This is a genomic window from Clostridium sulfidigenes (assembly GCF_052067195.1).
GTDB lineage: Bacteria > Bacillota > Clostridia > Clostridiales > Clostridiaceae > Clostridium_J > Clostridium_J sulfidigenes.
This window is the reverse complement of record NZ_JBQHQR010000013.1, coordinates 19668-34061: the sequence shown is the minus strand read 5'-3', so window position 1 is coordinate 34061 and position 14394 is coordinate 19668. Positions and strand designations below refer to the sequence as shown.

General features: G+C 29.3%; 15 protein-coding genes. 12 read left to right on the top strand and 3 right to left on the bottom strand.

Translation table 11 applies throughout. From position 1 onward, the window contains the following. Positions 1-232: 232 nt before the first annotated feature. The gene (locus ACTNBA_RS14235; RefSeq protein ID WP_346886728.1) at positions 233-1633 is read left to right on the top strand and encodes an MATE family efflux transporter; all 1401 of its coding nucleotides are present in this window, start codon (positions 233-235) and stop codon (positions 1631-1633) included. A 103-nt stretch (positions 1634-1736) separates the two neighbouring features. On the opposite strand, the gene ACTNBA_RS14230 is transcribed toward ACTNBA_RS14235, so the two are convergent. Next, the gene (locus ACTNBA_RS14230) at positions 1737-2513 is read right to left on the bottom strand and encodes an SDR family NAD(P)-dependent oxidoreductase (protein WP_441074872.1); all 777 of its coding nucleotides are present in this window, start codon (positions 2511-2513) and stop codon (positions 1737-1739) included. A gap of 429 nt (positions 2514-2942) precedes the next feature. Here ACTNBA_RS14230 and ACTNBA_RS14225 point away from each other — a divergent pair, with 429 nt between their 5' ends. After that, positions 2943-3431: a hypothetical protein gene (locus tag ACTNBA_RS14225; protein WP_441074870.1), complete on the top strand. Its 489-nt coding sequence runs from the start codon at positions 2943-2945 to the stop codon at positions 3429-3431. Positions 3432-3519: 88 nt separating this feature from the next. Here ACTNBA_RS14225 and ACTNBA_RS14220 read toward each other — a convergent pair whose 3' ends face one another. After that, positions 3520-4731, bottom strand: a complete 1212-nt coding sequence (locus tag ACTNBA_RS14220) for a DUF2812 domain-containing protein (RefSeq protein WP_441074869.1) — start codon at positions 4729-4731, stop codon at positions 3520-3522. A 105-nt stretch (positions 4732-4836) separates the two neighbouring features. After that, a complete protein-coding gene (locus ACTNBA_RS14215) occupies positions 4837-6036 on the bottom strand; it encodes a DUF2812 domain-containing protein (protein WP_441074868.1) in 1200 nt (399 codons plus the stop codon). Between the two features lie 273 nt (positions 6037-6309). Here ACTNBA_RS14215 and ACTNBA_RS14210 point away from each other — a divergent pair, with 273 nt between their 5' ends. From ACTNBA_RS14210 to ACTNBA_RS14165, 10 genes are all read left to right on the top strand, one after another. Then, positions 6310-8037 carry an oleate hydratase gene (locus tag ACTNBA_RS14210; protein ID WP_441074867.1) on the top strand — a complete coding sequence of 576 codons (1728 nt, stop codon included), beginning with the start codon at positions 6310-6312 and terminating at the stop codon, positions 8035-8037. A 186-nt stretch (positions 8038-8223) separates the two neighbouring features. Further along, positions 8224-8904, top strand: coding sequence for a DNA alkylation repair protein (locus ACTNBA_RS14205; protein WP_441074865.1), 681 nt, complete (start codon positions 8224-8226; stop codon positions 8902-8904). 103 nt (positions 8905-9007) lie between these two features. Next, positions 9008-9451, top strand: coding sequence for a MarR family winged helix-turn-helix transcriptional regulator (locus ACTNBA_RS14200; RefSeq protein ID WP_441074863.1), 444 nt, complete (start codon positions 9008-9010; stop codon positions 9449-9451). Between the two features lie 50 nt (positions 9452-9501). Next, on the top strand, positions 9502-10215 hold the full coding sequence (locus ACTNBA_RS14195) for a pirin family protein (RefSeq protein ID WP_441074862.1): 714 nt from the start codon (positions 9502-9504) through the stop codon (positions 10213-10215). An 83-nt stretch (positions 10216-10298) separates the two neighbouring features. Beyond that, on the top strand, positions 10299-10895 hold the full coding sequence (locus tag ACTNBA_RS14190) for an NAD(P)H-dependent oxidoreductase (RefSeq protein WP_441074861.1): 597 nt from the start codon (positions 10299-10301) through the stop codon (positions 10893-10895). 147 nt (positions 10896-11042) lie between these two features. Then, positions 11043-11840: an amino acid ABC transporter substrate-binding protein gene (locus ACTNBA_RS14185; RefSeq protein ID WP_441074860.1), complete on the top strand. Its 798-nt coding sequence runs from the start codon at positions 11043-11045 to the stop codon at positions 11838-11840. Positions 11841-11852: 12 nt separating this feature from the next. Then, a complete protein-coding gene (locus ACTNBA_RS14180) occupies positions 11853-12494 on the top strand; it encodes an amino acid ABC transporter permease (RefSeq protein WP_346878298.1) in 642 nt (213 codons plus the stop codon). Positions 12495-12507: 13 nt separating this feature from the next. Beyond that, the gene (locus ACTNBA_RS14175; RefSeq protein WP_346877966.1) at positions 12508-13191 is read left to right on the top strand and encodes an amino acid ABC transporter ATP-binding protein; all 684 of its coding nucleotides are present in this window, start codon (positions 12508-12510) and stop codon (positions 13189-13191) included. Positions 13192-13419: 228 nt separating this feature from the next. Next, on the top strand, positions 13420-13773 hold the full coding sequence (locus tag ACTNBA_RS14170; RefSeq protein WP_346879584.1) for a YxeA family protein: 354 nt from the start codon (positions 13420-13422) through the stop codon (positions 13771-13773). An 85-nt stretch (positions 13774-13858) separates the two neighbouring features. Then, on the top strand, positions 13859-14386 hold the full coding sequence (locus ACTNBA_RS14165; protein ID WP_035131665.1) for a DUF5662 family protein: 528 nt from the start codon (positions 13859-13861) through the stop codon (positions 14384-14386). Positions 14387-14394 lie beyond the last annotated feature (8 nt).

Genomic DNA, 14394 nt, shown 5'->3' with positions numbered 1-14394 from the left:
AATAAGTCATTGAAAATATAAGGGATATGAAGTATAATTATATTGTGAAGAATAATGTTTAGATATAAGGTACTTAAAGTTTACAACATGAGAATTTAAAGGTTAAGAATTATCTTAGCCATAATTATATGTTATGTAATAAATATATTAAGATGTATTTTGCAAGGTTAAGATTTTTCTAACCTTGCATTAGTACTTAAATAGACAATTTAATTTAGAAGGGAGATACTACATGGGTAGACAAAATGCACTAGGTGAAGAAAAAATCACAAAATTATTACTTAAGTTTTCTATACCAGCCATCATTGGGATGTTGGTTAACGCACTATATAATATTATAGATAGAATGTTTATAGGACACATTCCAGAGGTAGGAAATTTAGCAATTACAGGTATTGGAGTAACTATGCCAATATCAACTATTATATTAGGGTTTGGTATGTTAGTTGGAATAGGTACTGCTACTACTATTTCCATTAGATTAGGACAAAATAAGAAAGAAGAAGCAGAGAAGATTCTAGGAAATGCTTTTACTTTAATTATAATCATTAGTTTAGCTATAACAGCTATAGGATTAATCTGGGGAAAGGATATACTAAGAATGTTTGGAGCTAGTTCAAACACCCTAGTATATGCTGAAGAATACATGCAGATTATATTTATAGGTACTATATTTAACATGTTAAGTTTTGGACTTAACCATACCATAAGAGCCAGTGGTAGTCCTAATATAGCCATGGCATCTATGCTTATAGGTGCAATTACAAATATAATTCTTGACCCAATATTTATATTTTTACTAGGAATGGGAGTTAAAGGAGGAGCTATAGCCACAGTAATAGCTCAAATTGCTTCAGCTATATGGGGAGTAAGTTTCTTTTTAAGGGGAAATGCTAATCTTAGAGTTAAAGTTAAAAACTTTAAGCTAGAAAAAAAGTTGATACTAGCTATATTTGCTATAGGTATGTCGCCATTTAGTATGCAAATTGCTGCAAGCATAGTTCAAGTAATATCAAACAATGCTTTAAGGAGTTATGGTGGAGATTTAGCCATAGGAGCAATGACCATAATAAGTAGCATAACTATGATAATTCTTATGCCGATTTTTGGATTAAATCAAGGAGTACAGCCTATTATTGGATATAATTATGGAGCTAAAAAATATGATAGAGTTAAGGAGGCTATAAAGTATCCTCAAATAGCAGCTTTAATTATTGCTACCATAGGATTTTTAATGGTAGAACTTATTCCAGGAGTTTTAGTAAAGTCATTTAACTCAGATCCACATCTACTTTCAATAACAAAGTATGGAATGAGAATTTTCCTTTCTATGATTATTTTTGTAGGGCCACAGATTATAAGAACTAATTACTTTTCTTGTATTGGAAAAGCTAAGAAATCCATGTTCTTAAGTTTATTAAGACAAGTAATACTTTTAATACCATGTATTATAATTCTTCCTTTGATACCACTTCCTAATGGAGAAACTCTTGGATTAACAGGAGTATGGTTGGCAGGACCAACTAGTGATTTTATATCTGTTATAATCACTAACTTTATCTTTAAACATGAAATAAAGAAGTTAGATAATCCTAACTTAGAAGATGGAGAAGTTATGGGAGAGGCAATTTAAGTTTCTTAATTTAGATAAATGAAAAAACTGTTAGCATAATAGTATGTTAACAGTTTTTTTATATTAAAAAGTCTTTATATTTTAATTATATGTCGTGTAGTTTTTAAACTATAGAAATACCACCTTCAACAAGAATATGTTGAGAAGTTACGTAGCTAGAAGCATCTGATGATAGATAAATAATTGTTCCATTAAGTTCACCTTTTTTACCTGGTCTTCCGGCAGGAGAAATAGCATTGTAAGCTCTAAGAAAAGGTTCATGCTTAAAAAGAGTATTTTCTGTCATCTCAGATTCAAAAAGGCCAGGACCTATAGAATTAACTGTAATATTATCTTGCATATAGCTTGCAGCCATACCCATAGTTAAGCCTCTAACAGCTGCTTTAGAAGTATTGTAGGAGTGACGGAAAAGAGAAGGATCTTTGTCTGCAATAACCGCATTTATAGAAGCTATGTTAACAATTTTACCATATTTCCTGTCTCTCATATGAGGAACTACATATTTACTCATTAAGAAAATTCCCTTAACGTTAATGTCCATAACTTTATCCCAAGCTTCAACAGACATGTTTTCAACAGAACCTGCAGTTGCAACTCCTGCGTTATTAAGAAGGATATCAATTTGTCCAAAGTGTTTCATAACTTCGTCTATTGCTGCTTTAACACTATCTTCATTAGCAACATCGCATTGAACAGCTAGAGCTTTTCCACCATTATTTTCAATTTCTTTAACTACATTATCAAGTTTATCTTTTCTTCTTGCAAGTAGTGCAACACTAGCTCCATATTCAGCATAAGCTCTAGCGGCATCAGCTCCTAGTCCACTAGAAGCACCTGTAACTATAGCAACTTTACCAGTAAGATTGAATAAATTGTTCATAACATCAAATCCTTTCTAAAATATAAATCTCTTGTAAATATTATCAATAAACAAATATTATTAATGGATATTTACTTGCTATAATAATATAGTAGCATAACTTCAACATATTGTAAATTAATTAATTATTTAACAAGGTGCTTTAATACTAATTTATAATTAGTATTATGCTAACCTGAGAGATTAATTGTCATGCAGTTGTAGATTTATCATACAAAATATTCTATAATTTTAATATACTCTCAAGTGTAAGACATTAGTCTTGAGGAATATGAATGATTAATATTCGTAGAGCTAAAGTAGGGGAGCAAGTATTTTAAGTAATATTGCTATAAACTCGGAAGCATATTGGGGTTATGATGAAGAGTATATGAAAAGTTATAAAAACACTTATGGTGTAAGTGAAAACTATATAAAGGAGGAGTAGAATTGAAATTAAAAAATAAAACTTTTTTAGGAATCTGCTTAATACTATTATTATGCAGTTTTAGTGGTTGTACATTGGATACAGGGAAAGCAGATGTTTATGATAATAATGAAAAAATTGCAAAAGATGGAGATAGCTATAGCTATGTAGGTAGGAATGAATCGGGTTCTAAAAATGAAATTACCGTTAAATATGGGAAGTTTTCAGGAGCAGATACAATTTGGAATATAGAATCAGAGGGACAAGGTGAAATTACCATTAAATATGATTCAAAGGTTGAAAGTGGTGATTTTAAAGGAGTTTTAATTAGTCCAGAAAAACAGGTGGAGGATATACTGGTAGGCACTAAAATCGGAGAAAGAACAATAAAATTAACAGAGGGAAAATATAGATTTAAATTTGTAGGAAATAAAGCGAAGGGAAAGATTGAAATTTCAATTAAAACTGAAGAGGATGAACAGGTTAAGATAAGAAAAGTAGATAATGATTAATATTAAATCGTTTATAAGGGCCATATGAAAATAATTAAGTTAGAAATCTTAGTTAATTTCCATATAGTCCTTATTTATATTATTACAGTTATTCTAACATATAAAATTTATCTGAAATAATCTCTAATATTTTATTAAGATTAGCATTACCACTATAGGTAACATGAATTATATTCTTACCATGAGAAGCAAACACATTATAATAATTTACATTAGGAGAAGAATAAAGTTTTGAACTATCCTCATAAACACTCAAATGATCAAAATTTGAATTGTTTACCTGAACAGTATTTTCACCAAAATTATGTTTATTTTCTAGGGCTGTAACTAAGCTATCTACCAAGTAATGAAAGGTTATTTTATAGGTTGAGGTATGGATATAAGTATCAATACCGTTTTTATCTACACTCTCTGTAGTATTATAAGTGGTAGCAAAAATATTATAGGTATAATTATAGTGATTTAGTTCCTTCTCTGTAGATGAAGCAGGGTCAATCCTTTTTACATCCTTAGAACCCTCTATATCATATAATGTGACAATAGGTAAATCATAGGCTTTCTCTTTAAAACTATGGTTAATACTAGTAATAACTTGTGAAAATAAGTATATTAATATAAGGATAATTATAGGAAAATAAATACCGTTTAATGGAAAAAGTTTATCCTTATATTTTATATATTTGTTAAGACTATCTTCTTCTGAGAAGTTCTCTATAGCCTTATTAACATACTTATATCCTAAAAAAGAGCGAACACAATCATATGCTGAGATAAATAATATTAAGGTATACATATGAAAGACGGTATCTACTAAAAATAAATAAATAGAACCATAACTTTTTAACAAAAAGAACATAATAATAAAATAGAGAATATTAAGAACAAGAGTTATAATAAATTCATTAAAAATATGTTTTTTTAGTGAATTTAGTTCATAAATTTGTTCCCCAGTATCTAACTTAAGAGGAAGAGGATTTTTAATTTCTGGGGCAGAAAATAAAGCAAATTTATTAAAAGGATTTGATATACTGCCACCAAAAGGTTTATAACTGCATACATAACTCCAATCGTCATCTTCATAAAGTGATATATTTTCATCTGAGGTGTAATTCTCATCAGAAAGAAGTACAACTTTATATTGTGTTTTTTTAGGTTCTCCTTTTTCAAGTTTTATAAAATAAGCTCCAACTTTTTTAATGTGTAATCCCTTTCTTGCCATTTTAGAAAACCAGATTTCATGCTCTACTAGTTTCCAATAGCTCTTAGGACGTAATCTATATACTGAATTTCTTTTTTTCAACAGTATCCCTCCTAATCAAAAGTATAAAAATATGTTTTAAAAACTTTGATTTTATATAAAAAAGCTAAAAAACATATGAACATAATATTTTTAATTATATAAATTCTATTCTGATATTAAAGAAATCTTTTGTTTTATCAATGGTATTATCTTATTTATATCTTCTTTACCAGTATATATTACACGCATAACACCTTTTCCTTTACAAGCATAGATTTCGTATCCATCACTTGTTTCTTGAACAATTAAAAGATCTAGCTCATCATCATGTAAAATAGGAGGCGTAGTATCATCTGCTTTTGAGTCCTCACCATCTTTCCATAATTCTAAGAGTAGTTTTTGAGACATGAATTTAAATCTTACTTGATATACTTTATTATTTAGTATAGCATCATGAGATTTTAAATAGGTTGTAGTGGGATTAGTCATTATAGACCCCAATTCAAAACTAGTATACTTTAATGGAGCAAAAAAGGTTTTTTTCAAATTGTAGCGACGCTCATAATTAACTTCCTCAGAAGTGGAAATTGGAGTTTCTTCTAAGGTTTCTGAGTTTTCTATTTCCTTTAGTCTTATAATTGCCATGGAAGTGGTATCATCAGGAATAGTTTTTTCATCATCATAACCTGTAAACAATGATGTGAAGGTTAAAGTTACTAAAGTTGTTGAAAGTAGAATTAGACAAGAACTAATAAAAATAGATACTATATAATTAAACTTCCAAGGTGCATTATGATCCACGGAGGTTCCTTGTAAAAGGCACTTTCTAAGTTTGCCTATATATATAATCTCAAACAATCCATTAATAAAGGTTGAAATAATTATTAATGGGGAGAAAAGTTCTAGATAACTCATATTTACTAAAACACTAACGTATCTTTTAGCAATAAACATAGGGATAACTGCATAAAATGCAAATAAAATCGCAAAAGAAATAAGAAGTTGTGTTAAAGCTTTTTTATAAAAGGGTTTTAATAACTGTGCATATTCTTCGGGGATAATATGAACCTCTGTGGTATTGAATTCATAGGGCGATGAGAAAATATGAAAATTGTTATAGTTTGTAACATATCCCCATCCACGAGCTTTATACATTCTAATTTGTTCTTCGCTCAATTCATCCTTTTCCTCAGACATTTCTATTCTATAGTACATATCCCTAGGTTCATCTTTATTAAATTTACCGAAATATTTCCCCATTTTTTCTATGAAAAGTCCTCTTTTAGCCATGGAATTAAGCCAGCTTTCGGTAACACCAATTTTCCAAGGAGAGCCTGGTTTAAATTTATAAACAGATTTACTCAAAATTAAATCCTCCTAAAAACATGAATAATATATTACATATTAAATAAATTATACCAGTAAATTTGATAGAAGTTAATCTAAAGTTAATGAAAGTCTATTATTGTTCTTAAAAAATTATGAGTTTATGAAATGTACATTTATTATTTCAAATTTCTTAATACTTTTTTAGACAAATAAGTAAATCTGTATAATTACATTTTAATTGTATTAAACTATAATAATAAATAAGCAATCTTCATTAATTAATTTAACTAGAAAGTTGAGGTAATTATTATGAGTAAAAATTCAAATAAAAGTAGCATAAATCCTTTAGTGGCTATAGGAGCTATAGCAGGGGCAGCAACAATAGCTACTTTAGGAGCTAAAAAACTTAAGAACAAATCACAAAGTCAAGAGACGGAAATTGAATATATAGATCATTCAGGAAAACAAGTTTACTTTGTTGGAGGAGGTTTAGCTTCTTTAGCAGGAGCAGCTTATCTTGTACGAGACTGTAACTTTAAAGGCGAAAACATTCATATTATAGAGGGAATGCAAATTCTTGGTGGTAGCAATGATGGTGCTGGAGATGTACAAAATGGTTTCCTATGTCGTGGTGGTAGAATGCTAAATGAAGAAACTTATGAAAATTTTTGGGAACTATTTTCAAGCATTCCATCTTTAGATATGGTAGGTAAAAGTGTTACAGAAGAAATACTTAACTTTGACCATTTACATCCAACTCATGCTCAAGCTCGTTTAGTAGATAAGTATGGTGTAATTCAAGATGTAAAAAGCATGGGATTCAACAATGAAGATCGTATGGCTCTTGGTAAATTAATGATTATTCCAGAAGAAAGTTTAGATGATATGACTATAGAGCAATGGTTTAGTCATACCCCTCATTTCTTTGAGACTAACTTCTGGTATATGTGGCAAACAACCTTTGCTTTCCAAAAATGGTCTAGTCTGTTTGAATTAAAGCGTTATATGAATCGTATGATTTTTGAATTCTCTCGTATAGAAACACTAGAAGGAGTTACTCGTACACCATATAACCAATATGAATCTGTGATTTTACCAATAAAGGCATATCTAGATGAACATGGAGTTGATTTTAGTATAAATGCAACGGTAACAGATTTAGATTTTAGACCAGGTAATGAAATTACAGTAACAGCTATTCATGTAGAAGATGGAAATGGAGAAAGAGATATTGAACTAAATGAAGGTGATGTTTGTATCATGACTAATGGTTGTATGACTGATAGTGCAACTTTAGGTGATCTTCATACACCGGCAGCTTTTGACCCTAGTGCTCCAATCTCAGGTGAGCTTTGGAGAAAAGTTGCTAATAAAAAACCAGGACTTGGTAATCCGGATCCTTTCTTTAATCATCCAGATGAAACTAACTGGGAAAGCTTCACTGTAACTTGTAAAGGAAATAAACTATTAAAATTAATAGAGCAGATTTCTACTAATATTCCAGGTAGTGGTGCTTTGATGACTTTTAAAGATTCTAATTGGTTAATGAGTATTGTAGTTGCAGCTCAACCACACTTTAAAGCTCAAACAATGGATACAACTATTTTCTGGGGCTATGGGTTATATACAGATAAGGTTGGAGATTATGTAAAGAAACCAATGCGAGACTGTACTGGTGAAGAAATGTTAATAGAACTTTTACATCATTTACATTTAGAAGATCAGATAGATGAAATTATGGAAGATGTGGTGAATGTTATTCCATGCATGATGCCTTATATAGATTCTCAATTCCAGCCTCGTAAGATGTCTGATCGACCAAAGGTTGTACCAGAAGGATCAACTAACTTTGCTATGATTAGTCAATTCGTTGAAATACCGGAGGACATGGTATTTACTGAAGAATATTCAGTACGTGCAGCAAGAATTGCAGTATATACTTTATTCAAAGTGAAGAATAAGAAAATCTGTCCTGTAACTCCATATAAAAAGAATCCTAGGATACTAAAAGAAGCTTTAAAAACTTCTTATAGATAAACAGATTATCCATAGTCCATTAATGGTATTATGGATAAAAACTTCCACTAAGTTAAAAAAACTAGTAGCTTCATTTGTGCTGAAGCTACTAGTTTTTTATGTTAATGTATTTATATTTGATTATGGTATTAATATCCTATACAATAAAATAAAGGAATGAGTTTGGGAAGAGAGAATTTATTTTATATGAAAGTAGTGATACGAGTGAATGATATTATCTTAATAGCAAAGCATTATTTTAAAGGGTTATCAAAAGAAAATGGTCTAACTACCAGTAAAGTTAGGGCGTTTTCATCAAAGCTATATAAAACTATAGAAGATAAAAGTATTGATAATATTTTTAATATATGTGAACAGTTACTTGATGAACATAAATGGGAATTAGGGGTTATTGCATATGATTGGGCTTATAGAGTTAGGAATCAGTATAATACTGATACATTTTTTGTATTTGAAAGTTGGTTAAAGAAGTATGTTACAGGCTGGGGAGATTGTGATGATTTTTGCACCCATGCCTTTGGAGAATTATTAAGTCAAAATAATGAGCTATTTAAATATGTGATAATTTGGACAAATCATCCAAACTTTTTTGTGAGACGTGCAGCTGCTGTTATCTTAATTTATCCTATTAAAAAAGATAAGTATCATGGAATCAATCCTTACCTAATTTCAGATATGCTTATGAAAGATGAACATCATCTCGTATTAAAAGGGTATGGCTGGATGTTAAAAGTGCTGTCACAGGTTGAACAGGATAAGGTATATGAGTATTTATTAAAGAATAAAAATATTATGCCACGAGTAGCTTTTAGGTATGCTTTAGAGAAGGTTGATGAAGAAACTAGAAGAAGATTGATGACGAGTTAATATATATTACTATAATTGATAAGGTTATTATCCTTAAAATATAAATTTTTAAATCTTATTTTTGTTTATTGACATTATCACTAATTAGTGATAAATTTAGATTATGAAAGATATAAAGAAATTAATTAAAGAAAATAACTTAGATCTATCAACTTTAGTCATATTTACTAGAGCAGAGCATGAAATTCATAAAAGGGAGTTTCAAACTATAAAAGAAACTGGACTTACAGTTGCTCAGTTTGGAGTTTTAGAGGCCTTATACAATAAGGGAGACTTAAAAATATATGAGTTAATAGAAAAAATATTAACTACTTCTGGTAATATAACTGTGGTTATAAAAAATTTAGAGAAGGAAGGATTAGTAAAAAAGATTATAGATCCAGAAGATAAAAGAGTTGCTATAATCTCTATAACAGATAGGGGAAGAAAAATTATTGAAGACATTTTTCCAAAGCATATTAAAAATATTAGTAGAATTTTTAGTGTTTTAACGGATGAAGAAAAAATTATGTTAAAAAGTATATTAAAGAAATTTAAAAACTTGTAAAGAGTTTTTATAAAAACATATCACTAATTAGTGATAAAATGGAGGTTGTTATGTTAAAGAGAATAGATAGTAATAACATGGGGAAAAGTAACTACGGATGGTTAAAAGGAAATTTTCATTTTTCTTTTGCAGAGTATTTTAAACCAACAAATATTAATTTTGGTGTGCTTAGGGTACTAAATGATGAGGTTATGAAGGCTAATTCAGGATTTGACACTCATCCTCATAATGACATGGAGATTATAACTTACATTGTAAGAGGAGAATTAACTCATGGAGACAGTATGGGCAATATTGGAAGCTTAGAGAGAGGTCAAATGCAATATATGAGTGCTGGCACAGGAGTATACCACAGTGAATTTAATCATAGCAATGAGGATTTAAGGATTCTTCAAATATGGATTATGCCTGATAAGAAAGGATATAAACCTAATTACGGAGATTATAGATTTAATTGGAGAGATAGAACCAACAATTGGCTCTACATGGTATCTGGCACTTTAAAGGATGTACCTATAAATGTTCATCAAGATATAAATGTGTATACAACTTATTTAGAAAGGGATAAAGAGATATACTTTAATGTAAATAAAGGAAGACAGGCATACTTAGTACAAATTGAAGGTAACTCAGAAATTAATAATGTGCATTTAAATGAACAAGATGCCTTAGAAATAGTTGAAGAAAACATTAAAATTAAAGCTAATGAAAACTCACATTTAATTGTAATAGAAATGAATAAAACAGAAGCACTATATATATGATAACTACAATATAAAATTTAAGAACAAAAATAAAATTATGTCTTGTGTGATGATATATACAAGATAAAAAAGGAGAGAAAGATATGAGTAAAGTATTATACATTAAAGCAAATATTAAGAAGGATGGAGAATCAAGAACTTTTAAGGTATCGGATAGTTTTATAGAGGAGTATAAAAGTAGTAATCCTAATGATGAAATAATTACTTTAGATCTGTATAAAGAAAATATAGATTTTCTAAAACCAGAGGATTTAGGAGAAATATTTGGAGCTAAAAATGAAGAAAGTAGGAAGCACCCAATTCTAAAATATGCATATCAATTTGCAGAAGCAGATAAATATGTAATTGCAGCACCAATGTGGAATTTAAGTATTCCTGCAATTTTAAAAGCTTATATAGATTATGTAAGTGTTACAGGAATAACATTTAAATACACAGCAGAAGGGCCAGTTGGACTTTTAAAGGATAAAAAAGCTGTACACATTGTATCTAGAGGAGGAGAATATGGGGATGCACCATATGAAATGGGGGATAGATATTTAAGAACAATCCTAGGATTCTTTGGAATTCAAGATATTAAGACTATTGCTGTAGAAAGTTTAGATGTTGTTGGAGCAGATGTTGAAGGGAAAGTTGAACAAGGAATAAAAGTAGCTAAGGATACTGCCAAGTTGTTTTAAAATTATATGTGTTAAAAAGTCATAATTAGTTTTATGGCTTTTTTATATGGATTAAATATTAATAAAAAAAGAAATGTATTTACTTTATTACTCTACCATGGTAAAGTAATAAAGTAGTAGATTATAATTAAGTGGGGGGATAAGCAAATGAGTAAAATATTAAGAAGTGTAATAATCTATGGAATTATTGCAGTAATGGCATTATCAATAGCAGGATGTAACAATAAGTCACAGGATGCAATGGATAAGGAAACACTTATAATTGGTTTTGATGATACTTTTGTTCCTATGGGATTTAAAGATAATAATGGGGAAATAGTAGGTTTTGATATTGATCTTGCAAAGGAAGTATCAAAAAGAATAGGTAAACAAGTAACATTTCAGCCTATTGATTGGTCTATGAAAGAATCAGAACTTAACTTAGGAAAAATAGATCTTATATGGAATGGTTATAGTATAACCAAAGAAAGAAAAGAAAAGGTGAATTTTACAAATCCCTATCTGGAAAATAGACAAGTTATAATAACTTTAGCGAATTCAAAAATAAACAGTAAAGTTGATTTAAAAGGTATGAATGTTGGAGCACAAAATCAGTCTAGTGCAGTAGATGCAATAAACAAGGAAGAGGAACTTTTAAAAACCTTTAAGGATGGTAAGGTTTATACCTTTGAAACAAATAATGAAGCATTAATGGATTTAGAAGCAAAAAGAATAGATGCTGTTGTAGCTGACGAGATTTTAGCAAGATATTATATAAACAAAAAAGGTGAAGGTGAATTTAAAATATTAAATGATGATTTTGGAGATGAATCTTATGGTGTTGGTATACGAAAAGGTGATGAAGAATTGCTTGAGAAGCTTAATGAAGCCTTTGAGGATATTAAAAAAGATGGTACAGCTAAGAAAGTTTCCGAAAAGTGGTTTGGAAAAGATATAATTAAATAGGAGTGTATTTATATGAATAATTTAATTACCCTATTACCACAAGTATTCCAAGGATTAAAAGTAACCATTGAGGTATTTATATTAACACTTGTAATTTCAATACCTCTTGGAATACTAGTTGCCCAGGGACGATTATCTAAAAATAAAATATTGAACAAAATAACAAGTGGGTACATTTTAATTATGAGAGGAACCCCTCTACTCCTACAAGTTGTATTTATATTTTTTGGTTTACCTATTATAGGGATAACCTTTAACAGATTTCCCGCTGCTATATTAGCATTTACTCTTAATTATGCAGCATATTTTGCAGAAATATTTAGGGCTGGAATAATTTCTATAGAGGAAGGACAATACGAAGGAGCTAAGGTTCTTGGCTTTTCTCAAAAATACATATTTTTTAAAATAATTCTTCCACAAGCTATTAAGAGAATACTTCCTGCTCTGGCAAATGAGATTATTACACTTGTAAAGGATACTGCATTAGTGTATGTAGTTGGATTAGACGAACTACTAAAAGTTGGTAAAATAGCATCTAATACAGAAGCTTCTCTTATGCCCCTTTTAATAGTAGGAATGATATATTTACTTTTAATTGCATTATTTGGTGAAATCTTTAAAAAGTTAGAAAAAAGGTATAGTTACTATCAATAGAGGAGGGTATATTGTGCTTAGAGTAATTGGATTAGAAAAAAGTTTTGGTGATAGTAAAGTTTTAAAAGGTGTAAACCTTGAAATAAAAGAAGGGGAAATTACTGTTATAGTAGGACCTTCTGGTGGTGGAAAAACCACCCTTCTTAGGTGTATAAGTGGATTAACTAAACCTGATAAGGGTTCTATAATAATAAACAACAAGTATTTATACAAAGATGGAGAAGGGGCTCAAAGAAAGGAAAAGTTGGAAATACCGATGGATGTGGGGCTAGTATTTCAAAATTTTAATTTATTCCCACATATGAATGTTTTGGAAAATATTACAGAAGCTCCAAGGGTAGTATTGGGAGTTGGTATTGAAGAAGCTAAAAATAAAGCCAAAGAAATATTAGGTTTTTTAGGACTTGCAAATAAAGAAAATTGCTATCCATTTCAACTTTCAGGGGGACAAAAACAGCGAGTTGCCATAGGAAGGGCACTTGCAATGAATCCAAAACTTATATGTTTTGATGAACCAACCTCTGCCCTAGATCCAAGCATCACTGAAGAAGTAGCGAATCTTATAAAAAAATTAAGTATTGAAAAGGGCATGACAGTTTTAATTATTACTCATGATATGACTTTTGCAACTATAGTAGCTGATAGAATTTTATCCATGGATAACGGAGTATTAAAAAATGAACATATGTATATTTAAAGTTAGGATAATCTCTTTAAGATGGGATTATCCTTATTTTTGTTTATTATTAGGTAAAGTTTGATATAAAAAATATGTAACGTACAAGCTATATCTGTAATTAAAAGAGAAGTTATAACTTTTCATGGAATTCTTACAATAATGAAAGACTAATGTAATAGATGTAAATATGAAGTTAGTTATAAAAAACATATAATTTACTTAAAAGAAACTATAGGAGGATATAAAATGAAAAAATTAATAGGAATTATTGTAAGTATAATAATAGTAGGTGGAGTTTTATTGTTAGTAAGTTCTAACGGTATAATTAATCTAGGTTCAACAAAGTATTACGTTAAAACTGTCAGTGAATATAAGGATATAACAAGTGAGAATAGTGGAGGATACAATACGTATGAGTATAAAATAAATGGGTATGATAAAGATGGAAATGAGAAATTAATTACATTTACAACGTCAAAGATACTAAAGGTTGATAGATATTTAAAGGTATATGTTAAGGGTGAAAAAACAAAGAGTTATGAAGAAGTTGAAATAAAAGAACTACCCGATAAGGTAAAAGAAATCTATAAATTAAATTAGTTTATTATTCAATGTTTTTATTTGAGAAGGAAATTATGTTAATATAGGACTAGAGAAAACATAATTTTTAGGGGATGAAAATACAATGAACGCAATTAATCACTTTAAGACTATAACAAAGCATAAGTTATTAGTTATGAAATACTGCTTTAAGGTGGGGTTATATAAACAAGGAATATTACATGATCTTTCTAAGTACTCTTGGGTAGAATTTTCAGCAGGAATAAAGTATTACAGAGGAGATGTTAGTCCTAATGGAATACAAAAGAAGGTGGAAGGATATTCTAAGGCTTGGCTTCATCATAAGGGAAGAAATAAGCATCACTTAGAATATTGGATTGATTATGGTACGAAAATACAAGATGGAATAGTTGGTATGAAAATGCCCAATAATTATGTAGTTGAAATGTTTATTGACAGAATTTGCGCTTGTATGAATTATGAAAAAGAGAAGTATAAAGATAATTCGGCTTTAATATATTATGAAAGGGGTAAGGATTATCAAATTATTCATGAGGACAGTAGGGAATTATTAGAGCTTTTACTTAATAAGTTAGCAAGTGAAGGTGAACAGATAACTCTAGATTATATAAAAAAACAGATTTTAAAATAACATAATAA

Excerpts from the sequence above, each read along its gene's own strand:
- ACTNBA_RS14200 (WP_441074863.1), top strand. The coding sequence starts at position 9,008 with ATGAAAGATATAAAGAAATTAATTAAAGAAAATAACTTAGATCTATCA.
- ACTNBA_RS14230 (WP_441074872.1), bottom strand. The coding sequence starts at position 2,513 with ATGAACAATTTATTCAATCTTACTGGTAAAGTTGCTATAGTTACAGGT.
- ACTNBA_RS14185 (WP_441074860.1), top strand. The coding sequence starts at position 11,043 with ATGAGTAAAATATTAAGAAGTGTAATAATCTATGGAATTATTGCAGTA.
- ACTNBA_RS14190 (WP_441074861.1), top strand. The coding sequence starts at position 10,299 with ATGAGTAAAGTATTATACATTAAAGCAAATATTAAGAAGGATGGAGAA.
- ACTNBA_RS14235 (WP_346886728.1), top strand. The coding sequence starts at position 233 with ATGGGTAGACAAAATGCACTAGGTGAAGAAAAAATCACAAAATTATTA.
- ACTNBA_RS14165 (WP_035131665.1), top strand. The coding sequence starts at position 13,859 with ATGAACGCAATTAATCACTTTAAGACTATAACAAAGCATAAGTTATTA.
- ACTNBA_RS14170 (WP_346879584.1), top strand. The coding sequence starts at position 13,420 with ATGAAAAAATTAATAGGAATTATTGTAAGTATAATAATAGTAGGTGGA.
- ACTNBA_RS14205 (WP_441074865.1), top strand. The coding sequence starts at position 8,224 with ATGAAAGTAGTGATACGAGTGAATGATATTATCTTAATAGCAAAGCAT.
- ACTNBA_RS14195 (WP_441074862.1), top strand. The coding sequence starts at position 9,502 with ATGTTAAAGAGAATAGATAGTAATAACATGGGGAAAAGTAACTACGGA.
- ACTNBA_RS14210 (WP_441074867.1), top strand. The coding sequence starts at position 6,310 with ATGAGTAAAAATTCAAATAAAAGTAGCATAAATCCTTTAGTGGCTATA.
- ACTNBA_RS14180 (WP_346878298.1), top strand. The coding sequence starts at position 11,853 with ATGAATAATTTAATTACCCTATTACCACAAGTATTCCAAGGATTAAAA.